This window comes from Lentzea miocenica (assembly GCF_033949945.1).
GTDB classification, from domain to species: Bacteria; Actinomycetota; Actinomycetes; order Mycobacteriales; family Pseudonocardiaceae; genus Lentzea; species Lentzea miocenica.
In genome coordinates this window covers 76,795-100,934 of the sequence record NZ_JAXAVW010000001.1, presented here as the reverse complement: position 1 = coordinate 100,934, position 24,140 = coordinate 76,795, and the positions used below count along the sequence as shown (strand labels likewise).

Below are 24,140 nucleotides of genomic sequence, written 5' to 3'. Positions count from 1 at the left end.
CAACAGCGTTGCTTTAATGAGAAGCATGACACGAGTCGGACTGCTGGGCTACGGCATCGCGGGACGGGTCTTCCACGCCCCGCTCATCGCCTCGACCGAGGGCATGGACCTCGTCGCGATCGTCACCGCGAACCCGGAGCGGCAGGCGCGGGCCCGTGCCGCGCACCCCGAGGCCAAGATCGTCACGGCGGACGAGCTGTTCGAGCTGGACCTCGACCTCATCGTCGTCGGCACCCCGAACAAGACGCACGTCGAGTACGCGAAGCGCGCGATCGACAAGGGCGTCGCGGTCGTCGTCGACAAGCCGTTCGCGCCCAGCAGCGCCGAGGCGAAGGAACTCGTGGCCTCGGCGCGGGCGAAGGGGGTGCCGCTCACGGTCTTCCAGAACCGCCGCTGGGACAGCGATTTCCTCACCGTCCGCAAGATCATCGGCCAACTGGGCGAAGTTCGGCGGTTCGAGTCTCGATACGAGCGCTGGGTGCCGGAGATCTGGGACAACTGGCGCGAGTTCGGCTCGCCGGAGGAGGCCGGCGGCCTGCTGTACGACCTCGGCGCCCACCTCGTCGACCAGGCGCTGCAGCTGTTCGGGCCGGTCAGAAGCGTCTACGCGGAACTCGACCTGCGCCGCCCCGGCGTCCAGGTCGACGACGACGTGTTCGTGGCGTTGACGCACGAGAACGGCGTGCGCTCCCACCTGTGGGCCAGTGCGCACGCGGCGAACAACGGGCCGCGGTTCCGCGTGCTCGGCAGCGAGGGCGCGTTCGTGGTCGACGGCCTGGACGAGCAGGAGGACGCGCTCGCCGCGGGCCGCCGCCCGACCGACTCCCACTGGGGCCGCGAGGCCCGCACCGGCCGGCTCGGCATCCTCGACCACACCACCGAGATCCCCGTGGAACCCGGTGCATACCAGACCTTCTACGCCGAACTGCGGGCCGGGCGGATCCCCGTGGCCCCCTCCAGCGCGGTCGACGCGCTCGATGTCATCGAGGCCGCGTTCACGTCCGCGCGCGAGAACCGGGTGGTGGAGCTGTGAGCACCAGCGAAGAACTCCTCGCCCAGGAGCGGCGTCTCCAGTTCACCCGCTTCGGCAACGACGTCGCGATCGAGCTCGGCCTGCACCTGCTCGACGCCGCCCGCGAGCAGGGTCTCCCGATCGCGATCTCGGTGCAGCGCAACGGACACCGGCTGTTCCACGCGGCACTGCCCGGGACCGCGCCGAACAACGACAGGTGGCTGGAGCGCAAGGCCCGCGTGGTCGAGCTGTTCGGCCACAGTTCGTTCTACGTCGGGGAAACGTTCCGCGAAAAGGGGACGACGTTCGAGGCGGAGTCACGTCTCGACCCGGATCTGTACGCGGCGCACGGCGGGGTCTTCCCGGTCATCCTGCGCGGCACCGGACCGGTGGGCACCGTCGGTGTCTCCGGACTGCCGCAGGCCGATGACCACGAGTTCGTCGTGACTCAGGTGGAATCGTTCCTGAACTCCCGTGACGCGTAATAGCACGAATAGTCGTTGGTACAAAATTCGGACCTGAGTTCGAAGTCGTACCGAGAGGTGTTATTGCGCTTTGGCACACACCGCTTCGAGTGGATTTCGACCCACTCGGAGTGGTGCTGTGTAGCAGCAGCACATGCGTCACCAATGCGCTCAAAAGGGTGATCCTACTGGGCCAAACGAGTACCCTATTCCACACATGTACGAATAGAGACAGGTCACTCGCCTGCCGATACCGGAGTAGTTGCGCGGGCCAGTAGTTGTACGCTCCGTAGCAACGGTAGGCGTAAACCACCCACCCGAATGTCGCCTTTTTGGCCCCTTCACAGCTCTCATTCGCGAGAACTAACGTCCATTCCGGCTTATCGATTGGACCATTAGCGCATTGAGATAGGTGGGTGTGGGTTGTGACTGTGACGGATTCTGACCTCAATGAGGGCCGTCAGCAGCTGAGTTTGGGCACGGCCGCCGCACGTAATCTGGCCACGACGACCAAGTCCGTCCCGCAGATGCAGGGAATCACCTCCCGCTGGCTGCTCAAGGTGTTGCCCTGGGTTCAGGCCGCAGGTGGTGCATACCGCGTCAACCGCCGTCTCACTTACACGTTGGGCGATGGCCGCGTTTCGTTCACGAACACGGGCGCCGAGGTCCGCGTCGTGCCGATGGAGCTCACCGAGCTGTCGCTGCTGCACGGCTTCGACGACGAGGCCGTCCTCGCCGCGCTCGCCGGCCGCTTCACGCAGCACGAGTACGGCATCGGCGACGTCATCGTCGAGAAGGGCCGGCCGAAGGACCAGGTCGTGCTGATCGCGCACGGCAAGGTCGACAAGATCGGCACCGGTGAGTACGGCGGCGAGACCGTGCTCGGCAACCTGGCCGACGGCGAGTACTTCGGCGAGACCGTGCTGGCCGGGCCGCAGGGCGAGTGGGAGTACTCCGCCAAGGCCGTCACCCCGGTCACCGTGCTCACGTTGTCGTGGCAGGACTTCCAGGCTCTCAACGGCGAAGCGGGCGGCCTGCGCGCGCACATCCAGCAGGCGTTCAACAGCCGCAACAAGCCGCAGAACGACTTCGGCGAGGCCGAGATCGGCATGTCGGCCGGCCACGACGGCGAGCCCGTGCTGCCCGGCACGTACGTCGACTACGAGCTCTCGCCGCGCGAGTACGAGCTGAGCGTCGCGCAGACGGTGCTGCAGGTCCACAGCCGGGTCGCGGACCTCTACAACCAGCCGATGGACCAGGTCGAGCAGCAGTTGCGGCTCACGATCGAAGCCCTGCGCGAGCGCCAGGAGCACGAGATCGTGAACAACAGGTCGTTCGGCCTGCTGCACAACGCGGACCTCAAGCAGCGCATCCACACCCGCACCGGCCCGCCCACCCCGGACGACTTCGACGAGTTGCTGTCGATCGTGTGGAAGGACCCCGGTTACTTCCTCGCCCACCCGCGCACCATCGCGGCGTTCGGCCGTGAGCTCAACAAGCGCGGCATCTACCCGCAGCACATCGACTTCAACGGCCAGCAGGTGCCGGCCTGGCGCGGCATCCCGGTGCTGCCGTGCAACAAGATCCCGATCTCGGACACCCGCACGTCGTCGGTGATGCTGATCCGCACCGGCGAGCAGAACCAGGGCGTCATCGGCCTGCACCAGACCGGCATCCCGGACGAGTACCAGCCGGGTCTTTCGGTGCGGTTCATGGGGATCAACGACCAGGCGATCATCAACTACCTGGTCAGCGCCTACTACTCGGCCGCCATCATGGTGCCCGACGCGATCGGTGTGCTGGAGCACGTCGAGCTCGGTCGCGAGGGCTAGCCAAATTGAGTTCTGGACGGGCGGCTTCCTTCACCATGCCGGAGTTCTACGTGCCGCACCCGGCGCGGATGAACCCGCACCTCGAACGCGCCCGCGCCCACTCGACGCGGTGGGCGCGGGACATGGGGATGCTCGACACCGGGGTGTGGACCGACGAGATCCTCGCGGGCGACGACTACGGGTTCATGTGCGCGTGGACCCATCCGGACGCGCCCGCGGAGATCCTCGACCTCATCACGGACTGGTACGTCTGGGTCTTCTACTTCGACGACGAGTTCTTCGCGGAGTTCAAGCAGACCAAGGACGTGTCCGGGGCGAAGGCGTATCTGGACCGGCTGCCGGCGTTCATGCCCATCAACGGCACGGACCCGTCACCCGAGCCGCGGAACCCGACCGAACGCGGGCTCGTCGACCTGTGGCAGCGGACGATTCCGCTGATGTCGCAGGACTGGCGGCGCCGGTTCACCACGAGCACCCACAACCTGCTGCTCGAGTGCATGTGGGAGATCAAGAACATCGAGAGCGGCACGGTCGCCAACCCCATCGAGTACATCGAGATGCGCCGCAAGGTCGGCGGCGCGCCGTGGTCGGCGAACCTGGTGGAGGTCTCCGAAGCAGCCGAGGTGCCCGCATCCATCGCGGGCACCCGGCCGCTGCGGGTCCTGTCCGACACGTTCTCCGACGCGATCCACCTGCGCAACGACATCTTCTCGTACGAACGGGAAGTGCTGCGCGAGGGCGAGAACTCCAACGGAGTGCTCGTGTTCGAGAAGTTCTTCGGCCACGACACGCAGACCGCGGTCGAGGCCGTGAACAGCCTGCTCACCTCGCGACTGCACCAGTTCGAGAACACCGTGTTCACCGAGCTGCCGACGTTGTTCACCGACCACGGCGTCGACCCGCTGGAGCAGGCCCGCGTGCTCAGGTACGTGAAGGGCCTGCAGGACTGGCAGTCCGGCGGGCACGAGTGGCACCTGCACGCGGGTCGCTACACCAAGGCCGAGAACGCGGGTGCGGGCAACAGCGCGTTCTTCCGCACGATCCTGCGCGGGCCGACCGGCCTGGGCACGTCCGCCGCGTGGCTGGGGGCGGCCCGTGGTTGAGTTCGACATGCCTTTCGCGGCAAGGCTCTCGCCGCACGTCGACCGGGTGCGCCAGCACACCAAGACGTGGGTGCGGGACATGGGCATGCTGGGCGGCGCTCCGTGGTCCGAGGCGTTCTACGACGCGGCGGACTACGGCGGCTTCGGCCCGCTGACCCACCCCACGGCGTCGCTGGACGACCTGAAACACATCAACGACTGGCACACGTGGGGCTTCTACCTGCACGACGCGTTCCGCGAGGGCTTCCTCCGGACGCGCAACGTGCCCGGCGGCAGGACGTTCATCGCACGGCTCAAGGACGTTCTCGGCTCGGGATCGGCAGTGTCGCTGAACCCGGCCGAGCAGGGTCTGGCCGACCTCGTCTCCCGTTCCACTTTGGACGACGACGATTGCGCGGGCGTCACGGATCTCCTGGACGGACTGTTGTGGGAGCTGCACAACACCGCCCAGGGCCGGGTGCCGGACCCGATCGACCTGGTCGAGATGCGCCGCAAGACCAACGCCGGTGAGCTGTCCGCGGCGCTCGCGATGAAGTCCGTGGGCGCCGACCTGCCCGCGGAGTTGTTGCGCAACTCCACGATGCGCGCGCTGGTCGACTCGTTCGGTGATGTTCCCGGTCTGCGTCAGGAGATCCTCGGGTTCGACACCGTCTACGGCTCCGGCGCCAGCACGACGAGCGCGGTGCTGGCGGTGCGGCAGTTCTTCGAGTGCGAGCCGCAACAGGCCGTGTCCGTGGTCGGAGATCTCGTCGCGGCACGGTTGCGGCAGATCGGCTCGATCATCGCCGAACTTCCCTCGATCGCCGACGAGTACGCCCTCGACGCGGAGGCGAAGGCCGGGCTGCACCGATATGTCGAGGCTTTGAAGTCGTGGCTGGCAGGCGAGCTGCTCTGGTCGCAGAGGTCCGGCCGTTTCAGCTTCTCCCCCTCCCCCACCCGGAAGTCGTTCCACTCCCCCGCAGGACTCGGCACCCAGTCACACCAGATACACCCAAAAGCAGGTGTTAGTGGTCGTGCCGACGAAAAGCATGTCGGCACGACCACTAACACCGTTCTTGTTCGTCAATAGATTGGATTCGCAGTGACCGTTACCGATCCGGGTCTTGGGGTCGAGGACCAGCCGATGTCCCTGTCGAGGGCAGCGGCTCGCAACCTCGCGACGACCACCAAGTCGGCGCCGCAGATGCAGGGGATCTCCCCCCGCTGGTTGCTGAAGATGCTGCCGTGGGTCGAGGCGAAGGGTGGGGCGTTCCGCGTCAACCGGCGGCTCACCTATGCGATCGGCGACGGCCGGGTGACGTTCACCAGCGTCGGTTCCGAGGTGCGGATCGTGCCGCAGGAGCTGGCGGAGTTCGTGCTGCTGCGCGGGTTCGACGACGAGGAAGCGCTGACCGCGGTGGCGAACCGCTTCGAGCAGCGCGAGTACCAGCCGGGTGAGGTGATCGCCGAACGCGGCGGGTCCGTCGACGAGATCATCGTCATCGCGCACGGCAAGGTCACCAAGACCGGCCTCGGCGAGTACGGCGACGACGTGGCGCTGGGCACGATCGCGGACGGCGAGTACATCGGCGACGAGCCGGTGCTGTCCGGTACCGAGAAGCAGTGGAGCTTCACCGCGCGTGCGTTGACGCCGACGACCGCCGTGGTGCTGACGCGGGCGATGTTCAACCAGCTCAACGGGCAGATCGAGCCGTTGCGCGACCACATCGCGCTACAGCTGGCGAACCCGTCGAACGCGTCGAACAAGCACGGCGAGGCGGAGATCGACATCGCGTCGGGCCACGACGGCGAACCGACGCTGCCGAGCACGTTCGTGGACTACGAACTGCGGCCGCGCGAGTACGAACTCTCGGTGGCGCAGACGATCCTGCGCGTCCACACGCGTGTGGCGGACCTCTACAGCCAGCCGATGGACCAGGTCGAGCACCAGTTGCGGCTGACGATCGAGGCCCTGCGCGAGCGGCAGGAGTTCGAGCTCATCAACAACAAGGAGTTCGGCCTGCTCGCCAACGCCGACCTCAAGCAGCGGGTCAGCACCCAGTCCGGACCGGTGACGCCGGACGACATGGACGAACTGATCTCGCGGCGCCGCAACACCAAGCTGATCCTGGCGCACCCCAAGGCGATCGCCGCGCTGGGCCGGCAACTGTCGTCCCGCGGGCTCTACGCGCCGACGGTGGAGCTCGAGGGCAAGCCGATGCAGTCGTGGCGGGGCATCCCGATCGCGCCGTGCGACAAGATCCCGGTCAACAAGAACGGCACCACGTCGATCCTCGCGATGCGCCTGGGCGAGGAGAAGCAGGGCGTCATCGGCCTGCGCCAGACCGGCATCCCCGACGAGTACGAGCCCGGCCTCAACGTGCGGTTCATGGGCATCGACGAGCACGCGATGCTCAAGTACCTGGTGTCCACGTACTACTCGGCCGCCGTGCTGGTGCCGGACGCGCTGGGTGTGCTGGAGAACGTGGAGATCGGTCTCTAAGTCATGACAGCAGAGACATCTCCTGGGATGACCGAACCACTGGCGGCCGGCAGGCCCGCCGGTGAGGTGCTCGCGTGGAGCCGGAGCCTCGTGCTTCCGGCTCTGCGCAAGGCCGTCGAGCAGCTGCCGCCGTCGATGCGCACGATCGCGGAGTACCACCACGGGTGGCGCGACGAGTACGGCAATCCGGTGCTGGAGAACGGCGGCAAGGCGATCCGTCCCGCGCTGGTGCTGCTGGCGGCCGAGGCCGTCGGCGGCGCCGCCTCCGCCGCTGTCCCGGCGGCGGTCGCGGTGGAGCTGATCCACAACTTCTCACTGCTGCACGACGACGTGATGGACCGCGACACGACCCGGCGCCACCGGGCCACGGCGTGGACGGTGTTCGGCGTCAACGCGGCGATCCTGGCCGGCGACGCGCTGCAGGCGCTGGCCGTGGACGTCCTCGCGGCATCAGGACATCCGCGTGCGCTGGAGGCGATCAGGACGCTGGGCGACGCCGTGGTGGCGTTGCTCGACGGACAGGCCTACGACCTCGACTTCGAGACGCGGTCCGATGTCGTCGTGTCCGAAGTGGAGCGGATGGCGCGCGGCAAGACGGGTGCGCTCCTGGGCGCTTCCACGGCGCTGGGCGCGTTGTACGGCGACGGGACCGACGAGCAGATCGAGGCCATGCGCGGTTACGGCGCCGAGCTGGGACTGGCGTTCCAGCACGTGGACGACCTGCTCGGCATCTGGGGCGACCCGGTGGTGACCGGCAAGGCGGCGCACTCGGATCTGGCGAACCACAAGAAGTCCCTGCCGGTCGTGTACGCGCTGACCAACGGCGTTCCCGCCTCCGCCGAGCTGGCGTCGTTCTACTTCGGTTCCCAGGAGATGAACGCGGAAACGCTTGCGCGGGCGGCTCACCTGGTCGACGCGGCCGGCGGACGCGCGTGGAGCCAGACGCAGGCCGACGAGCTGCACACGCGGGCGCTGCTCCATCTCGGCGAGGCGTCCCCGACCGCGCGTGCGGCCGTGGAGCTCGGCACGCTCGCCCAGCTGGTCACCCACCGAGACCACTGAATCAAGATCCTTCGGAAGGCACTCGATGACGGAACACCCGCCGCGTTCGGTGCTGCTCGCCTCACCCCGGTCGTTCTGCGCCGGGGTGGAGCGGGCCATCGAGATCGTGGAACGACTTCTCGACCAGCGCGGCGGCCCCATCTACGTGCGCAAGCAGATCGTGCACAACGTCCACGTCGTGCGTGGGCTGGAGGCGCGTGGCGCTGTGTTCGTGGAGGAGCTGTCGGAAGTACCTCGTGGTGCCACGGCGGTCTTCTCCGCACATGGCGTCTCTCCCGCTGTGCGTGCTGAAGCTGTGGAACGGTCGTTGGACGTGCTGGACGCGACCTGTCCGCTGGTGACGAAGGTGCACGCGGAGGCCCGGCGCTTCGCCGACCGCGGCGACACGATCGTGCTGATCGGACACGCCGGGCACGAGGAAGTCGAAGGCACCTTGGGAGAAGCTCCCGAACGCATGGTGCTGGTCGAGACCGTCGAGGACGTCGACGCGCTGGAGATCTCCGGCCCGGTGTCGTACCTGACGCAGACGACGCTGGCCGTCGACGAGACGCTCGAGGTGATCGAGGCTCTGGAACGGAAGTTCCCGCAGCTGCGCGGACCTGGGTCCGACGACATCTGTTACGCCACCACGAATCGGCAGGTCGCGATCAGGGACGTCGCCGCGCGGTCGGACCTGGTGCTGGTGGTGGGCTCGAAGAACTCCTCCAACTCGGTCCGGATGGTCGAACTGGCGGTGCGTGGCGGCACGCCCGCCTACCTGATCGACGACGCGTCGGAGATCGACCCGGCCTGGCTGGACGGGGTGTCGACGGTGGGGTTGTCGGCCGGCGCCTCTGCTCCTCCCGAACTGGTGGACGAGGTGGTGTCCGCGTTGGAGGCATTGGGCTCGGTGTCCGTGTCGACGCACACGGCGGCGACCGAGACGATCGCCTTCACGCTGCCGCTGGCGGTGCGCCGTGCTGGCTGACATCACCTCGCCCGCGGACGTCCGGGCACTTCCTTCCGCTTCGCTCAGCACGTTGTCCGGCGAGATCCGGTCGTTCCTGATCTCCAAGGTGCACCGGACCGGCGGCCACCTCGGGCCGAACCTGGGCGCTGTCGAGCTGACCATCGCGGTGCACCGGGTCTTCACCTCGCCCACCGACGTGGTGCTGTTCGACACCGGGCACCAGTCGTACGTGCACAAGATGCTGACCGGCCGTTGCTCGGACTTCGACTCCTTGCGCCAGGCCGGTGGCATGTCCGGCTACCCGTCCGCGGCCGAGTCCGCGCACGACGTCATCGAGAACTCGCACGCCTCCACCGCACTGTCCTATGCGGACGGTCTGGCCAAGGCGTTCGAGCTGGGCGGTGCCGAGCGCCGGGTCGTGGCCATCGTCGGTGACGGGGCTTTGACCGGTGGGATGTGCTGGGAGGCGTTGAACAACATCGGCGGCTCCTCCCGTCCGGTCGTGGTGCTGCTGAACGACAACGGCCGCTCCTACGACCCGACTGCCGGCGGGTTCGCGGCGTCCTTGCTGAACGGGTCGGCCCGCGGTCTCTTCGAGGCGCTGGGGCTGGCCTACATCGGCGAGGTCGACGGCCACGACGTGCACGCCGTCGAGAACGCCCTGTGGGAGGCGAAAGCTCTGGGGCGTCCGGTCGTCGTGCACTGCAAGACCGTGAAGGGCAAGGGTTACGACGCCGCGGAGACCGACGAGGCCGACCGGATGCACGCGGTCGGCGCTTCCGGTGCCTCCGGCGGCCGGACCTGGACCGACGCGTTCTCCGACGAGATCGTGGCGATCGGTTCGGAACGTCCCGACGTCGTCTGCCTGACCGCGGCGATGCTGGAACCGGTGGGGCTGCGGCCGTTCGCCTCGAAGTTCCCGTCGCGCGTCTTCGACGTGGGCATCGCCGAGCAGCACGCCGTGACGTCCGCCGCCGGCATGGCGATGGGCGGGCTGCACCCGGTCGTCGCCGTCTACGCGACCTTCCTGTCGCGTGCGTTCGACCAGCTGCTGATGGACGTGGCGCTGCACCGGTTACCCGTGACGTTCGTGCTGGACCGCGCCGGCGTGACCGGCCCGGACGGTGCCTCGCACCACGGCATGTGGGACGCCTCGATCCTGCCCGTCGTGCCCGGTCTGCGGCTGGCGGCTCCCCGCGATCCGGCCTCGCTGGCCGAGTTGCTGCGTGAAGCCGTCGACGTGTCGGACGGTCCGACGGTCGTGCGCTACCCGAAGGCTTCCGTCGGCGCCGACGTGCCCGCGGTGCGCCGGGTGAGCCATTTCGACTTGCTGCACGAGGTACCGGACGCCGAGGTGCTGCTGATCGCGGTCGGCCCTCTCGCCGGTCCGTGTCTGGCCGCCGCCGAGGAGCTGGCCGCCCACGACGTGCGGGTCAACGTGGTCGATCCGCGCTGGACCGCGCCGTTGGATCCGCACCTCGTCAAGTACAGCGGCCAACACCGTTTGGTGCTCGCCGTCGAGGACACGACGTCAACGGGCGCACTGGGCGCACGGCTCGGTCAGGCGCTGACCGGTACGTCGACCTGTGTGGCGACCTTCGCACTACCGCCCCGTTTTCTGCCGCACGACTCTCGCGCCCGCATCCTGCGCGCGCACGGGCTCGACGCGGCCGGCATCACGACGAGCGTGCTGAAGCGCCTCGGCGTGAAGTGACGTACCAGCCGATCCCGAACGACAACGCGATCGCCCCAGCACCCACCAGCGGCGCCTTGGCTTCGGCCGGCAGCTCCAGCGGGCGCATGGCGGTCGCGAGGCTGAGCAGGACCGGTCCCTGCACGACGAACGCGACGTAGGCGGACCGCGCCAGCCCCTCGGCGAAGGGCCCCTGGCGGGTCAGCCTGCGTTGTGCGAGCCCGATGAGCCACAAACTGCCCGCCACCACCAGGATTCCCTCGATGAGGGCAAGTGCCAGTGCCTGCCAGGTGAATCCGCCGAGGAACGGATCAGCGTTCCGCGCGAGGTCCAGCACCCCGAGCAGCGCCGCGGCGATCGGCAGGACCGCGATGGTGGCGATGACGACGTTGCGGGTCATCCGGTAGATCTCGTCCGGCACCCGTTCCGCGAGCTTGTGCCCGCCGATCGCGCCGAGCAGCAGCATGCCGAGGCACTGCGGCCACCACCACAGGTGCAGGTCGCCGACCTGTCCGCTGCGGGCCGGGAACACCAGCCGCGTCAGGAACGTCGTGCCCGCCACCATCATCGTCATGCCCACCACCGTTTTCGGGGTGATGGCGCGCTCTTTGATCGGCGGCCCCAGGGCAATCGCGATCGAGAAGATCAGCAACACCCCGACGAACCACAACGACCCGCTGTCCAGGAACGGATCGCGGTGCGTGAAGGCATGCCACCACGAGACGCTCCGCCCGGCCCCGTTGTAGGCGATCCACACGAACGTCGGCCAGACGACCACGGCGCTGACGATCCACGGCGTGCCGAGCCGGATCAGCCGTTCGGTGATGAACCGCCCGGCGCCTTTGCGCTCGATCGAGCCGGGCGTGAAGATCCCGGCCATGAAGTAGAAGGTGCCCATGAAGAACAACCCCGACGGCCCGATCAACGCCGCCAGCACGGTCTCGACGCCGGGACGGAACGTGACCTCGTTGACCTCGTCGTACGGCCAGCCGCCGATCGCGGCGTAGCCCAGCAGCGCGTGGCCGCCGATGACCCACGCCACGAGGATCACCTTCAGGTTGTCCACAGCGGACACTCTCACGCGTTCCATGCTCCGCTTCCGGGCCGCGGAACGCCAGCGGCCAAGGGGGCGGACGGCTCCCGTTCGCCCGCGGCGTCGGTGCTCGGCCTCGCGTCGACCACTCAGCGCCAGGTCACGGGCGGTCGCCGGTGTAGACGCCGAGCGTACGGAACCTCAGACCCGGCTCCCGGTACTCCTCCATCGCGTGCGCGATCCAGCCCACGATCCTGGCGATCGCGAAGATCGCCTCCCCCGCGTCCGCCGGCATCTTGAACGTCAGCCCCAGCTGGGCCAGCGCCAGGTCCACGTTGGGGAACATCTGCGGCTGGGTGGCGATCACCTTGTCCGCCACCAGATCACCGTGGCCGCGCAGCAGCGCCAGCAGGTGGTCGGCGCGCGGGTCGCGGGCCTGGTAGACGCGGTGGCCGAAGCCAGGGATCGGCTGGCCCGACCTCAGGTGCTCGGCGACGGTGCCCATCGGGTCGGACTCGGCCTGCGCCAGGAACCGGTGCGCGATCGTCGTTGCGGTGCCGTGCTTCTGCCCCTCCATCGCGCCCAGACCCGCCGACACCACGGCGTACGGGTGCGCGTGGGCCGAAGCGGCGACGCGGGCGGCCATCGTCGAGATGGCCAGGTCGTGGTCGGCGAGCAGGATCAGGGCGGCGTTCAGGACGTCCGGTTGTGGCGGCAGGGGTGACAGCCGGGCCCACAGTCGTTCGGCGATGTCGGTGCCCTGGGGCTTGCCCACCAGCGGCAGGGATTCGACGACGTCGGCGATCATGGCCTTCGCCGTGGTGACCGAGCGGTCGAGGTCGAAGCGCAACGGGTCGCCGGCGCTGGCCAGTGCCACGGCCACGCGGATGCGGTCGGTCAGGGTGGCGCTCTCGGGCAGGGCCATCCAGATCTCCTGGCCCTCGGGGAACTGCACGCCCGTCGAGTCGATCCCGGTCCACAGCCAGTGGGCGACGTCCTCGAAGCGCTTGGTGCCGCTGAGCTCCGGTACCGAACGGCCGCGGTAGTAGAGGCGGTCGTTCTCCAGCAGCGAGATGCGGGTGCGGATGCGATCGGTCACAGCGGCCACTGCTCCGCGGGCACCAGTGCGTTGCGCCAGGGCTTCCACCTCGGCGACGCCGAACATGCTCTGCCGGTTGAGCTTGGTGCTGGTCAGGAGTCCACGGCTGACGTACGCGTAGACCGTCGCCGGTTTCACGCCCAGGCGCCGGGCAGCTTGATTCGTCGTCAACATTGATTCCATCAACGTTGACTGTACAAGACATGTTGACGGAGCCTGTTGTCCATGTTGATTGATGCACCCAAAGGGCTTAAAGACGTCGTCGTCACCACGACCCTGATCGGGGACGTGAACGGTGCCGCCGGCTACTACCACTACCGCGAGCACGACGCGATCGAGCTGGCCAGGACCCGGTCGTTCGAGGAGGTGTGGTTCCTCTTCGCGGAGGGCCGCCTGCCGAGCCGGGACGAGGCCGCAGTGTTCGCGACGCAGACCGCGGCGCTGAGGCAGCTACCAGCGGCGATCAGTGAGGTGCTGCCGGCGATCGCACGCTCGGGCTGCACGGCGCTGGCCGGGCTCCGGACCGCGTTGTCGATGCTGCCGGCGCAGCCGATGTGGGACGCGCCGATGAGCACCAGGAAGGCGGACGCGCTCCGGGTCAGCGCGATGACGCCGACGATCCTCGCGGCGCTGCACCGGCTCAAGCTCGGACTTGATCCCGTCAACCCCAGGGTTGATTTGTCAACGTCGGCGAACTGGTTGTACATGTTGACTGGACTGGAGCCGTCAACATGGACGAGCCGTGCGGTCGAGCAGTACTTGATCGCCACGATCGACCACGGGTTCAACGCGTCCACGTTCACCGCACGCGTGGTCGCGTCATCGGGCGCCGACGTCGTGTCGGCCGTGACCGCGGCGATCGGGACGTTCTCCGGACCGCTGCACGGTGGCGCGCCGGACCGGGCCCTGGAGGCGCTCGACCTCATCGGGACGCCGGACAACATCGACGCCTGGGTCAGGGAACGCATCGAGCAGGGCGACCGGATCATGGGCTTCGGGCACGCCGTCTACCGGACGGAGGACCCGCGGGCACGTCTGCTCAAGGAGATCGCGCTGGAGAACCCGACGCCGCTGACCGAGTTCGCCGTCACCGTCGAGCAGCGGGTGACCGAGCTGCTGGCCGAGCTCAAGCCCGGCCGGCAGCTGTACGCGAACGTTGAGTTCTACGCCGGCGTGGTGATGGAGCTGTGCGGCATCCCGCGGGAGATGTTCACGCCGACGTTCGCGTGCAGCCGGGTGATCGGGTGGTGTGCCAACGCGCTCGAACAGTCCGAGGACACGAAGATCATCCGCCCGGTCGCCCGCTACACGGGACCCCAGCCGACCATCACGCGGCCCACTCTCAGGTGAGGTACCGCAGGTCGTTGCGCACGCGGGTGCGGTCACGGTCGTTGACGTCGGTTGAACCCGCCAGGCCGGCGGTGCGGTCACGGTGCCGGTCGAGCCAGACGGAGATGGCGGCCACTGCGAGGACGATCGCTGCAAGAGTCATGGCACTAAGTTTGCGACCTACCAGATCCTGCCAACAGTGGCAGATCTGACGTGGCGCGCTAATATCCTGCCATGCTGCGATCGGTGGCGGTTCCCCTCATCGACGGCGTCGCGCCGTTCGAGTTCGGCCTGCTCTGCGAGGTGTTCGGCATCGACCGGACCGAGGAGGGCGTGCCGCTGGTCGACTTCCGCGTGTGCGGCGAGACCCCGCACGAACCGGTGCCGACGAGCATCCGCGGCGTGAGCATCACGCCGGAGTACGGGTTCGACGCGCTGCAGAGCGTCGACCTCGTCGCACTCCCGGCCGCGCGCGTCCGCGACCACTATCCGGAGAAGCTGGTCAAGGCGCTCAAAGAGACCGACGCGACGCTGCTCAGCGTGTGCAGCGGGGCGTTCATCCTCGGCGCGGCGGGCCTGCTCGACGACCGGCACTGCACCACGCACTGGCACGACGTGCGGCGGTTCCGGGAACGCTTCCCGAAGGCCCAGCTCGATCCGGACGTGCTGTTCGTGGACGACGGCGACATCATCACCAGCGCCGGCACGGCCGCGGGCATCGACGCGTGCCTGCACCTGGTCCGCCGGGAGCTCGGCACCAAGGTCGCCAACATCATCGCGCGCAGGATGGTCGTGGCGCCGCAGCGCGACGGCGGTCAGCGCCAGTTCGTGGAGCTCCCGATCCCGGAGTGCAGCTCGGACAGCCTCGAACCGGTGCTGGAGCAGGTACTCGGCACGATCGCGGACAACCACACGGTGGCCACGATGGCGAAGCTCGCCGTCATGTCCGAGCGGACGTTCGCGCGCAGGTTCGTCGCGGAGACCGGCACCACCCCGAACAAGTGGCTGTCACTGCAGCGGGTGCTGCACGCGCGCCGTCTACTCGAGGAGACCGACCTGGACGTCGACGCCGTCGCGGCCCGCTCCGGCTTCGGGACAGCCGCCCTCCTCCGGCATCACTTCCACCGGGTCGTCGGCGTCGCCCCGAGCGATTACCGACGCACATTCTCCTGTCGTTAGGCGCGTGAAGATCTTCTCGGAGATCTCCCGCAGCGCCTCGACCTCGGTGTCGGAGAGCTGGTCGAACACCAGCGCCCGGACGATCTCGGCGTGCGAGGGCGCGGCCGCCTCGATCGCGGACCGGCCCTGATCGGTCAGCACGACGAACGAGCCACGCCCGTCACTGCTGCAGTTCTCCCTGCGCACCAGCCCGCGCTTCTCCATCCGGGCCACGTGATGTGAGATGCGGCTCTTCTCCCAGTGCAGGTACCGCGCGAGCTCCAACACGCGCACACGCCCGTCCGGCCTGTCCGTGAGTTGAACGAGGACGGCGAAGTCGGCCATCGAGATCTCCGAATCGACCGACATCTGCCTGTTCAGGTGCGCGTTGAGCTCCCCCTGCATGCGGACGTACGCACGCCACGCCCGCTGCTGCTCGGGTTCCAACCATCGTGTCACTCGTTCAGCATACGGGAATAGTTGACACATCATCCACGTTCCGGCAGGGTGGATGACACTTCAACCAAATCGAGCAACCGAAGGACACACCACCATGACCACCGCCACCAACCTCTCCGAACTGACCGGCGACTACGTCATCGACGGCTCGCACTCCCGCATCGGCTTCGTCGCACGCCACGCGATGGTCACCAAGGTTCGTGGTGCGTTCAACGAGTTCGACGGCAAGATCTCCATCGACGGTGACAAGCCGGAGAACACCACCGCCGCGGTGACCCTGAAGGTCGCGAGCATCGACACCCGCAACGCGCAGCGCGACGGTCACCTGACCACCAACGACTTCCTCGACGTCGAGACCCACCCGGAGATCACGTTCGTCTCGACCTCCGCGAAGCAGGTCGACGAGGACAACTTCGAGATCACCGGTGACCTGACGATCAAGGGCATCACCAAGAGCATCACGATCCCGTTCGCCTTCGAGGGCGTCGCCGTCGACCCGTACGGCCAGACCCGCGTGGGCTTCGAGGGCTCGCACACCATCAACCGCAAGGACTACGGCGTCACCTGGAACGCCGCGCTCGAGACCGGCGGCGTGCTGGTGAGCGAGAAGGTCGTCCTCGAGTTCGAGATCTCCGCGGTCAAGCAGGCCTGACCACGGCCACCGGACACGGGGCGTGGTAGATCAGGGCCTGCGAGGTAGACCCGAGCAGCATCCCGGCGAATCCGCCACGCCCCCGTGCACCGACCACCAGCAGTCCGGCGCGTTCCCCCAGCTCCAGCAGCAGGGGGATCGGCCGCTCCCCCACCACGAGCTGTTCCACCGCGACGTCCGGGTACTTCTCCAGCCACCCGGACATTCGCGTGTTCAGCAGTGACGACTGTTCGTCGACGTGCGCCATCGCCGCCACCAACGGCACTCCGGCCGCCGCCGCCTCCTCGAACCCGAAGCCCAGAGCCGGGTCCGAACCAGGCGAGAGGTCGACACCCACCACCACGGGCCCGTCATGTCCGTTGCCTCGCACCACCACTACCGGGCACTCTCCGTGCGCCGACAGCGCGACAGCCGTTGAGCCCACCAGCGCTCCGGTGAACCCGCCCAGCCCATGCGACCCCACCACGACTTCCCGCGCGCGTGCAGACTCCGCGAGCAACACGGGCGTGGGATGTTCCATCCGGAGGTCGTGCTCAATAGGCACATCAGGCGCTTCCGCCCGTGCGACGGCAACGGCCTGAGAGAGCCACATCCGCCCCTGGTCGTACATCGCCGACCGCAGCTCACGCGCCGATGAGATGACCTCGGGGTAGCCCCGCGTCGGCAGCGTGTACGCGTGCACCAGCCGCAACGGCACCGAGTGCCGCGCACAGGACCGAGCCGCCCACGCCACCGCGGCCAGCGCGGACGAGGAACCGTCGACTCCGACGACAACGGGAAGACCGCTCATGATCTCAAAGTAAGCCCAGATGATGTAGCGAGCCGCGTGCCGTTGGTCCCCTCATGTCAGGGTCTTTGGGCTACCGTGACCTTCATGGCGACGCGAGTCTTCCTGGTCGACGACCACGAAATCGTCCGCCGCGGCATCGCGGACCTGCTGGGCGAGGAATCCGACCTCGAAGTGGTCGGCGACGCCGCGTCGGTGGCGGAGGCTTTGGCCAAAGTGCCCTCCGCCCGTGCCGACGTGGCGGTGCTCGACATCAGGCTCCCCGACGGCAACGGCATCGAGCTGTGCCGCGAGCTCCGCAGCCGCCTGCCCGGCCTGCAGTGCCTGATGCTGACGAGCTTCGCCGACGACGAGGCCCTGTTCGACGCGATCATGGCGGGCGCCTCCGGCTTCGTGCTGAAGCAGATCCTGGGCGCCGACCTGGTCAACGCCGTCCGCACGGTCGCCGCCGGCCAGTCCCTGCTGGACGCCCGCACCACCTCGGCCCTGCTCAACCGCATCCGCCGGGAACGCGAGGAGGGCGACCCGCTGCGCATGCTCAGCGAGCAGGAGCGCACGGTGCTCGACCTCATCGGCGAGGGCCTGACCAACCGGCAGATCGCCGAGCGCATGTTCCTCGCCGAGAAGACGGTCAAGAACTACGTCTCACACCTGCTGGCGAAGCTCGGCATGCAACGCCGCACCCAGGCCGCCGTGTTCGCCTCGCAGTTCCGCAACGACGTCGAGAAGCCCCACTAGTCACGCCACTACTCGGCTGACAGCGGAACTCTCCACACCACACAGGCGCCGCCGCCTTCCGTCGCCCGCACCGCGAGCGAGCCACCGAACTTCGACGCCCGGTGGGCGAGGTTGCGCAGGCCGCTGCGCGCGGTGTCGGGCGGGATGCCGATGCCGTTGTCCTGCACGGTGATCACGACGTCCTCGGCGGCGTCGATCAGCACGGTCAGCTCGGTCGCTTCGGCGTGCCGCACGCAGTTCGTGACGGCCTCGCGCACCACTGCCTCGACGTGTTCGGCGAGTTCCGGGGGCACGGAGTTGTCGACGGTGCCGGACATCCGCACCGCGGGCGACAGGTGCGTGTCCTCGGTCAGGCCCGCGACGAGGTCCAGCAGCCTGCGCCGCAGCGAGGTGTTGTCGGTCGAGTGCAGGTCGAAGATGGACGTGCGGATCTCGCGCACGGTCTCGTCGAGCTGTTCCACGGCGGTCTGCAGGCGGGCGGCGACCTCCGGTTCGGTGATGCGGCGCATGGTCGCCTGCAGCGTGAGGCCGGTGACGAACAGGCGTTGGATGACGTGGTCGTGCAGGTCGCGGGCGATGCGGTCGCGGTCCTCCAGCACGTCGAGCAGGCGCTGTGAGCGTTGTTGCTCGGCGAACTCCAGCGCCACCGCCGCCTGGTCCGCGAACGACGCCAGCACCGGCACCTGGTCGGGCAGGAACCGCGTCTCGCCGCCCTTCCGCAACACCACCAGGGCACCGGTGACCTCCGGGCCCGAGCGCAGCGGAACGGCCAGGGCGGGGCCGAACGCCGAGCCCAGGTCGTCCACCAGCAGCGGGATGCCGGAGCGGACGACCTCGTCGACGGCGTAGTCGGAGGCGTTGAAGTCGTCGATCTTCACGCCCGCGCTCGCCGCGACCCGCAACGGCGTGTGCTGGCCGTCGCCGAGCACGACGAGGGCGGAGTCGGCACCGGTCAGTTCCACGGTGCGCTGGGTGATCAGGCGCAGGGCGTACTCGCCGGACGCGCCACCGAGCAGTTCCGAGTTGACCTCGCCGATCGCCTCCAGCCACCGCTCGCGCATGCGGGAGCGTTCGAACAGCCGGGCGTTCTCGATCGCGATGCCCGCGGCCGCGGCCAGCGCCAGGAGGACGGCCTCGTCATCGGCGGTGAACTCGGCGGCGTCGATCTTCTCGGTCATGTAGAGGTTGCCGAAGACCTCGTCGCGCACGCGCACGGGCACGCCCAGGAAGCTGTGCATCGGCGGGTGGTTCGGCGGGAAGCCGACCGACATGTCGTGCTGGGCCAGATCGCGCAACCGCAGCGGCGTCGGGTCCTTGATGAGCAGGCCGAGCAGACCCTTGCCCTCCGGCAGGTGGCCCATCGACGAGCGGGTCTCGGCGTCCACGCCCACGTGGAGGAACTCCGACAGGTCGTCACGCGTGCCGAGCACACCGAGTGCGCCGTAGCGGGCCCCGACGAGGTCGACGGCCGCCTGGACGATCCGCAACAGCGTGGATTCGAGCTCGAGCCCGGACGCGACGGCGAGCACGGCGCCGAGCAGCTCCTGCATGTGGTCGCGGGTGGTGACGATCTCGTCCATGCGATCACGCACCTCGTCGAGCAGCTCGTCGAGGTCACGGCGACCAGGCACGTCAGACACGACGACTAGATTCGCACACTTTTCGGCCCCGCACGGCCCTAGCAATTGAGGACCTTCGACCGTGGCCCGCCAACGGCCCCGCCCGGACAGTGTGGGCATGACCATCGCTGTGCCCGACGCACTCGGACTCGCGGGTGAGGACGTGCGCGGCGTCCTGGCTCTCGCAAGAGCGTCGACGCCCGACGTGCGCTTCGAGGTGCGTTCCGAGCAGATCGAGCTGCACACGACCTCACCGCACACGAGGGAAACGCGGATCGCGTGCGGTGTCGCGCTGCTCAACGTCCGGCTGGCCCTGCAAGGACACGGGATCCGTCCACTCGTGACGCTGCTGCCCGGCCCGAGTGCCTCGGACGCGGCGGCGGCCGTGCGGCTCGGCGGTTACCAGGAGCCGAGCTCGGACGTGCTGGCTTTGCTGCACGCGTTGCGCACGAACCGTCGCAGGTGGACGGCGTTCCCCGAACTGGCCTTGTGGCGCGGGTTGTTGTCGCGCGCGGCCGAAGTGGAGCGAGCGTGGGTGCACGTGAAGAACGGGTGCGAGCTGGTCCTGTGCACGTTCAACCAGGGGGCCGCGGCGGAGATCCGTGCGGGGCAGGCGATGCAACGCGTCGTGCTGACCGCGGGCACGGTCGGGATCGCCGTCTCCCCGCCACCGGAACCGATCAGCCTGTCCGCGTTGCGCGCGGACCTGCGTCCGTGCCTCGGCAGCACCTTGGTGCCGCAGATGGTCCTGCGGCTGGGCGCGGAGTAGACCGTGGCCGCCCCACGTCGCGCGGGGGTCATCTGACTCGCGGCGCGGGGCGGGCACGGTTCCCTCTACCCGGAGGCTCCGTTCTCGTTGGTCATGTGGTGATGAACTTCGTCGGGTCGGCGACCGGTGACTCGACGACGAGGTCCTTGTACTCGTCCTCGATGCCCTTGTTGTGGATCTGGATCGCCAGCGGCGCCTCGCGGCCGGCGGGTTCCTTCTTGTCCTCGAACTTCAGGACCTCCTGCGCCTTGCACTTGGTGGCGCCGTCGGGCAGCGGGCAGCACGCCATGCGCGCGATTCCGGTCTCACCATTGGCCAGGATCTCGCACTGCGCCCACTTCTTGACGTCCCAGCTCGGGTGCGGGTACTTCGTGAACAGCTTGCCGCCGCCGTTGTTGTGGCCCGGCCGGTAGTCCCACGCACCTCCGTTGGGCGGCTGGAACTGGATGGCGCCGAGACCGTTCAACGCCGGTGTCGCGATCTTGCCCCAGATCAGCACGGTCGGCTTGTGGTTGCCGGAGACCTGGCGCAGCTTGAAGATCCAGCGGAAGCTCTTGTACTGCTGCTTGTTGTAGTAGATCCAGCCGCGCGACGCGTTCTTCTGGCTGTGGATCGCGCCGTTCTTCACGACGAAAGCGTCCTTCGCGTGGGCGGTCCACCCGTCGAGCGTCTTGCCGTCGAAGATGGGCACCAGCACGGGATCCGCGGCTCGCGCCGGGGTCATGCCCGCGACGAGCGCCAGCACGAAGGCAGCGGCTATCCACAATGGACGACGAAACATTTGTTACCGTCCTCGGCTCCGAGGTTTTTCGGCAGCGACGGTGCAACCCACCGTAGAACCGAGACATCGGAGCAGTCAACGAAAACGCGTGTTTCTGAAAACGGACAACCTCTACCGCGTCAGCACCGCCCGCCACAGCAGGCGGGCCAGTTCCGGGTGGCAGATGTCGTTGTGCGCACCGGCGATCCCGTCGACACGGCGGATCACCGAGGTGCAGTCGACGTTGTGCACCTGCCCCCGGCTCAGCTCACCAGGAGATCCGATGTTGTGCCCGTGCACGTAGGTGCCCTGCACGCCGTGCGAGCCGATGCCGCCGTACTTCGGGTATTCGTCCAGGTCGACCTGGCGGCCCGACCTCGCGGCCAGCGGGTAGAACCGGCCGATCGCGTGGTCGTGCTGGGAGGTCGTGACGATGATCGGACCCGGTACCCGGCCGAGCACGCCGCGGAAGTAACCGGAGCCGGGCTCGCCGGGCAGCCGTTCCGCGAACGACCACAGCGACATCGCGCCCTGCACCAGGGTCAGCGTCGCGGCCGGCACCACGTTCGCCATCGCGGTCGCGGTGATGCAGCCGAAGCTGTGGCCCATCAGGTGGACGCGGGCGTTCGGGGCGGCCTGGGCGACCTCGCGGGCGATGCGCGCGGCACCGCTCTCGCCGAACACCCTGGCGCGCCGCTTCATCTTCCAGAACGTCAGGATCCGCAACGGTGACAGGATCCCGCCCAGCGCCGGATCCTCCAGGCACGCCCGGTAGAGCTGCTCGGCGTCGAACACCATCCCGTCGTCGCCCGGCAGGTCGGGAACCGAGCTCTCCAGGTAGTCGTAGGCCTGCTTGACCGTCGCCGACATCCGGCACGGATGTTCGCGCGCGGCCTCGACGATCGTGCGCACCGCGGCGGTGCGGCCGGCACCTCCGCCGAGGCGCTGCGCCTGCGCCTTGATGAAGTCATCGGACCGGACGTCCTCGTCGCCCCACGCCTTCGACGGCCAGTGCAGGCCGACGAGCAACGACTTGAAGCCGCCGGGAAGCCGGTGCGCCGCTTCACGTTCGGCGCGGCAGTCGGCCATCGTTTTGACCCACTGCCCGTACTGCTCACGGGCGGCGGGCACATCGCCGTTCCACCCGTGGATGAAGAAGAAGACATCGGTGACACCACCGCGGGCGTCGTAGACGACGTCAGCGCTTTCACGCCCCCGCTCGTTGCCGGTCTCGTCGAAACAGACGAGGTGATAGCCGATGTCGTGGCCTGGCACGGATTCTCGGGACATCGCGGATCACCACCACACAAAACGCGCCCAACTCGTTCTTCCGTATATCGGAACTGGGGCGGCTCTTGTGTAGCCTCCGCGATCAGGAAAACCCGTTCGGACCAGGGGATTCACCCCGATTGCGCCGGTAGTGGCGTGCCGCGCGGACCCGGTTGCCGCACGACGGCGAGCACCATTCGCGGCGTGGATGGTCCTTCACGAAGTACAGCACGCAGCCCGGTGCATAACAGGCGCGCAACAGAACGCGGTTCTCACCGGTGAACAGCTCCACTGCCTCCGCGGCGATCGAGGCGAGCGCCTGACGTGCAGGCGTTCCCTCACTTTCGTTGTGCCGCAACAGTTCCCCGTCATGCACGGCGAGCTGCGGCCACTGCCGCGCACTCCTCGCCGCACGGTTCACCTCGCCCACCGCGCGTTCCAGGTCACGGTCCTGCGCGACCGCACGCGTGTCTTCCGTGAGCACGCCGGCGAGGTCGCGGAGTGCCTGCCGCAGTGCGCGAAAAGCCGTGAGATCACCCTGATCCGCCGGTACGCCCAGGAACTCGCGAAGCCCGCTCACAGTGGTCAGGTCGTCGTGCACCTGTGACCGATTGGCCCACACCGTGTTCATCAGCAGGACCGGACGGGGTTCGTCGGGCGTCAGCACGTCTAACGGTAACACAGGCTTGCATCCGTTAGGCTCACGTTCTAACGTTTACAACGTCGCCCAACCGTTGGAAGGACCTCTCGTGAAGCTCGTTCCCCCGTTCGACGCCGACACCGCCCGGCTCAAGGTGCAGGCGGCCCAGGACGCCTGGAACACCCGCGACCCGCACCGCGTGGCCGGCGCCTACACGCCGGATTCGGTGTGGCGCAACAGGTCCGAGTTCGTCCGCGGCACCGGCGAGATCGTCGCGTTCCTGACGAAGAAGTGGGAGCGCGAGCACGAGTACGTGCTGCGGAAGTCGCTGTGGGCGTTCGGCGACAACCGCATCGCCGTGCGCTTCCAGTACGAGTGGCACGACGACGAGGGCCAGTGGTGGCGCAGCTACGGCAACGAGAACTGGGAGTTCGCGCCGTCCGGCCTGATGTCGCGGCGCGAGGCGAGCATCAACGACGTGAAGATCTCGGAATCCGACCGCCGCATCGACCCCGGGTCGACCTACGACATCCCGACGGAGTAGCGAGATGCATGTCGAAGCGTTGTGGCGCTACCCGGTGAAGTCGCTGGGCGGCGAACCGCTGCAGGAGGCCAGGTTCACCTCCGACGGGGTTGAGGGCGACCGGCTGGTGCACGTGCAGGGGCCGCGCGGTGTCCTGACTGGGCGCACGCGGTACGGCCTGCTCACCATCCCCGCCTCCACCGGCCCGGACGGCCCGTTGGTCGACGGGCACCCGTGGGACAGCTGGGCGGCGCACGAGCTGGTGCTCCCGTACGGCGGCAGGCTGACCCGCTACGCCGGGCCGGAGCGGTTCGACGTGCTCAACGTCCTCGTGGCCACGGACGGCCAGGTCGAGGCGGCGGGCGTCGACGTGCGGCGGTTGCGGCCGAACATCCTCATCGGCGGCGTCGAGGCGGGCGAGGAGGACAGCTGGCCGGGGCACGCGCTGGCGGTCGGTGACGTTGTGATCGGCATGTACCAGAAGCGGGCCCGGTGCGTGGTCACGACGATCGACCCCGACACCGGGGCGCAGGACCTGGACGTGCACCGCCGGATCCGGCACGAGTTCGGTGGCGTGCTGTGCCTGGACAGCTGGGTGATCCAGCCCGGCGTGGTCGAGGTCGGCGACACCGTCGAGGTGGTGCCGACCGACGAGCTTCCCGACCACGTGGGCGGGTGGATCGTCGGCCGGCCCTACGCCGTTTAGCG

At 68.3% G+C, this 24,140-nt stretch carries 23 protein-coding genes and 2 pseudogenes; 16 read left to right on the top strand and 9 right to left on the bottom strand.

Going from position 1 to position 24,140, the window contains the following annotated elements; genetic code table 11:
- Nucleotides 1–16 precede the first annotated feature (16 nt).
- The 9 genes and pseudogenes from SK803_RS00520 (at nt 17) to SK803_RS00480 (ending at nt 10,618) form a co-directional block, all read left to right on the top strand.
- Nucleotides 17–1,033, top strand: coding sequence for a Gfo/Idh/MocA family protein (locus tag SK803_RS00520; RefSeq protein ID WP_406601458.1), 1,017 nt, complete (start codon nt 17–19; stop codon nt 1,031–1,033).
- Nucleotides 1,030–1,497, top strand: a complete 468-nt coding sequence (locus SK803_RS00515; protein ID WP_319963670.1) for a heme-degrading domain-containing protein — start codon at nt 1,030–1,032, stop codon at nt 1,495–1,497. The genes SK803_RS00520 and SK803_RS00515 overlap by 4 nt, the downstream gene beginning before the upstream one ends.
- Nucleotides 1,498–1,901: 404 nt before the next feature.
- Nucleotides 1,902–3,308 carry a family 2B encapsulin nanocompartment shell protein gene (locus SK803_RS00510; RefSeq protein ID WP_319963669.1) on the top strand — a complete coding sequence of 469 codons (1,407 nt, stop codon included), beginning with the start codon at nt 1,902–1,904 and terminating at the stop codon, nt 3,306–3,308.
- A 35-nt stretch (nt 3,309–3,343) separates the two neighbouring features.
- A pseudogene (locus SK803_RS00505) lies at nt 3,344–4,378 on the top strand (terpene synthase family protein); the annotation flags it as partial.
- A gap of 40 nt (nt 4,379–4,418) precedes the next feature.
- A complete protein-coding gene (locus SK803_RS00500) occupies nt 4,419–5,480 on the top strand; it encodes a terpene synthase family protein (protein ID WP_319963667.1) in 1,062 nt (353 codons plus the stop codon).
- 54 nt (nt 5,481–5,534) lie between these two features.
- Complete coding sequence (locus SK803_RS00495) at nt 5,535–6,893, top strand: family 2B encapsulin nanocompartment shell protein (protein WP_319963666.1); 1,359 nt, start codon at nt 5,535–5,537, stop codon at nt 6,891–6,893.
- Nucleotides 6,894–6,920: 27 nt separating this feature from the next.
- A complete protein-coding gene (locus SK803_RS00490) occupies nt 6,921–7,955 on the top strand; it encodes a family 2 encapsulin nanocompartment cargo protein polyprenyl transferase (protein ID WP_319963665.1) in 1,035 nt (344 codons plus the stop codon).
- 25 nt (nt 7,956–7,980) lie between these two features.
- Complete coding sequence (locus SK803_RS00485; RefSeq protein WP_319963664.1) at nt 7,981–8,922, top strand: 4-hydroxy-3-methylbut-2-enyl diphosphate reductase; 942 nt, start codon at nt 7,981–7,983, stop codon at nt 8,920–8,922.
- Nucleotides 8,912–10,618, top strand: coding sequence for a 1-deoxy-D-xylulose-5-phosphate synthase (locus SK803_RS00480; RefSeq protein WP_319963663.1), 1,707 nt, complete (start codon nt 8,912–8,914; stop codon nt 10,616–10,618). The genes SK803_RS00485 and SK803_RS00480 overlap by 11 nt, the downstream gene beginning before the upstream one ends.
- Here the strand turns inward: SK803_RS00480 and SK803_RS00475 are convergent.
- Together SK803_RS00475 and SK803_RS00470 are read right to left on the bottom strand one after the other, a co-directional pair.
- Nucleotides 10,581–11,687 carry an acyltransferase family protein gene (locus tag SK803_RS00475; protein ID WP_319963662.1) on the bottom strand — a complete coding sequence of 369 codons (1,107 nt, stop codon included), beginning with the start codon at nt 11,685–11,687 and terminating at the stop codon, nt 10,581–10,583. The two genes, SK803_RS00480 and SK803_RS00475, sit on opposite strands and share 38 nt — an antisense overlap.
- A gap of 103 nt (nt 11,688–11,790) precedes the next feature.
- Entirely contained in the window at nt 11,791–12,912 is a 1,122-nt protein-coding gene (locus SK803_RS00470) for a citrate synthase (RefSeq protein ID WP_319963661.1), read from the bottom strand.
- Between the two features lie 42 nt (nt 12,913–12,954).
- On the opposite strand from SK803_RS00470, the gene SK803_RS00465 reads away from it, so the two are divergent.
- A complete protein-coding gene (locus tag SK803_RS00465; protein ID WP_319963660.1) occupies nt 12,955–14,079 on the top strand; it encodes a citrate synthase/methylcitrate synthase in 1,125 nt (374 codons plus the stop codon).
- Here SK803_RS00465 and SK803_RS00460 read toward each other — a convergent pair.
- Nucleotides 14,072–14,221, bottom strand: coding sequence for a hypothetical protein (locus tag SK803_RS00460; RefSeq protein ID WP_319963659.1), 150 nt, complete (start codon nt 14,219–14,221; stop codon nt 14,072–14,074). The genes SK803_RS00465 and SK803_RS00460 overlap by 8 nt on opposite strands.
- A gap of 71 nt (nt 14,222–14,292) precedes the next feature.
- On the opposite strand from SK803_RS00460, the gene SK803_RS00455 reads away from it, so the two are divergent.
- Nucleotides 14,293–15,237 carry a GlxA family transcriptional regulator gene (locus SK803_RS00455; RefSeq protein ID WP_319963658.1) on the top strand — a complete coding sequence of 315 codons (945 nt, stop codon included), beginning with the start codon at nt 14,293–14,295 and terminating at the stop codon, nt 15,235–15,237.
- Between the two features lie 135 nt (nt 15,238–15,372).
- On the opposite strand, the pseudogene SK803_RS00450 reads toward SK803_RS00455, so the two are convergent.
- Nucleotides 15,373–15,561: pseudogene (locus SK803_RS00450) on the bottom strand (MarR family winged helix-turn-helix transcriptional regulator); the annotation flags it as partial.
- 208 nt (nt 15,562–15,769) lie between these two features.
- Between SK803_RS00450 and SK803_RS00445 the strand changes: the two are divergent.
- On the top strand, nt 15,770–16,327 hold the full coding sequence (locus SK803_RS00445) for a YceI family protein (protein WP_319963657.1): 558 nt from the start codon (nt 15,770–15,772) through the stop codon (nt 16,325–16,327).
- Here the strand turns inward: SK803_RS00445 and SK803_RS00440 are convergent.
- Nucleotides 16,314–17,117, bottom strand: a complete 804-nt coding sequence (locus tag SK803_RS00440; protein WP_319963656.1) for a universal stress protein — start codon at nt 17,115–17,117, stop codon at nt 16,314–16,316. The two genes, SK803_RS00445 and SK803_RS00440, sit on opposite strands and share 14 nt — an antisense overlap.
- Before the next feature lie 84 nt (nt 17,118–17,201).
- On the opposite strand from SK803_RS00440, the gene SK803_RS00435 reads away from it, so the two are divergent.
- Nucleotides 17,202–17,852, top strand: coding sequence for a response regulator transcription factor (locus SK803_RS00435; RefSeq protein ID WP_319963655.1), 651 nt, complete (start codon nt 17,202–17,204; stop codon nt 17,850–17,852).
- An 8-nt stretch (nt 17,853–17,860) separates the two neighbouring features.
- Here SK803_RS00435 and SK803_RS00430 read toward each other — a convergent pair whose 3' ends face one another.
- Nucleotides 17,861–19,432 (bottom strand): GAF domain-containing sensor histidine kinase, encoded by a 1,572-nt coding sequence (locus tag SK803_RS00430; RefSeq protein ID WP_319964041.1) that lies wholly within the window; start codon nt 19,430–19,432, stop codon nt 17,861–17,863.
- 157 nt (nt 19,433–19,589) lie between these two features.
- Here SK803_RS00430 and SK803_RS00425 point away from each other — a divergent pair, with 157 nt between their 5' ends.
- Complete coding sequence (locus tag SK803_RS00425) at nt 19,590–20,240, top strand: hypothetical protein (protein ID WP_319963654.1); 651 nt, start codon at nt 19,590–19,592, stop codon at nt 20,238–20,240.
- A 91-nt stretch (nt 20,241–20,331) separates the two neighbouring features.
- Here SK803_RS00425 and SK803_RS00420 read toward each other — a convergent pair whose 3' ends face one another.
- The 3 genes from SK803_RS00420 to SK803_RS00410 form a co-directional block, all read right to left on the bottom strand.
- Nucleotides 20,332–21,021, bottom strand: a complete 690-nt coding sequence (locus SK803_RS00420) for a family 16 glycoside hydrolase (protein ID WP_319963653.1) — start codon at nt 21,019–21,021, stop codon at nt 20,332–20,334.
- Between the two features lie 111 nt (nt 21,022–21,132).
- Nucleotides 21,133–22,290, bottom strand: a complete 1,158-nt coding sequence (locus SK803_RS00415; RefSeq protein WP_319963652.1) for a hypothetical protein — start codon at nt 22,288–22,290, stop codon at nt 21,133–21,135.
- A gap of 82 nt (nt 22,291–22,372) precedes the next feature.
- Complete coding sequence (locus SK803_RS00410) at nt 22,373–22,936, bottom strand: CGNR zinc finger domain-containing protein (RefSeq protein WP_319963651.1); 564 nt, start codon at nt 22,934–22,936, stop codon at nt 22,373–22,375.
- Between the two features lie 82 nt (nt 22,937–23,018).
- Here SK803_RS00410 and SK803_RS00405 point away from each other — a divergent pair, with 82 nt between their 5' ends.
- Both SK803_RS00405 and SK803_RS00400 read left to right on the top strand, forming a co-directional pair.
- The gene (locus SK803_RS00405; protein ID WP_319963650.1) at nt 23,019–23,453 is read left to right on the top strand and encodes a nuclear transport factor 2 family protein; all 435 of its coding nucleotides are present in this window, start codon (nt 23,019–23,021) and stop codon (nt 23,451–23,453) included.
- A 4-nt stretch (nt 23,454–23,457) separates the two neighbouring features.
- On the top strand, nt 23,458–24,138 hold the full coding sequence (locus SK803_RS00400; protein ID WP_319963649.1) for an MOSC domain-containing protein: 681 nt from the start codon (nt 23,458–23,460) through the stop codon (nt 24,136–24,138).
- Nucleotides 24,139–24,140 lie beyond the last annotated feature (2 nt).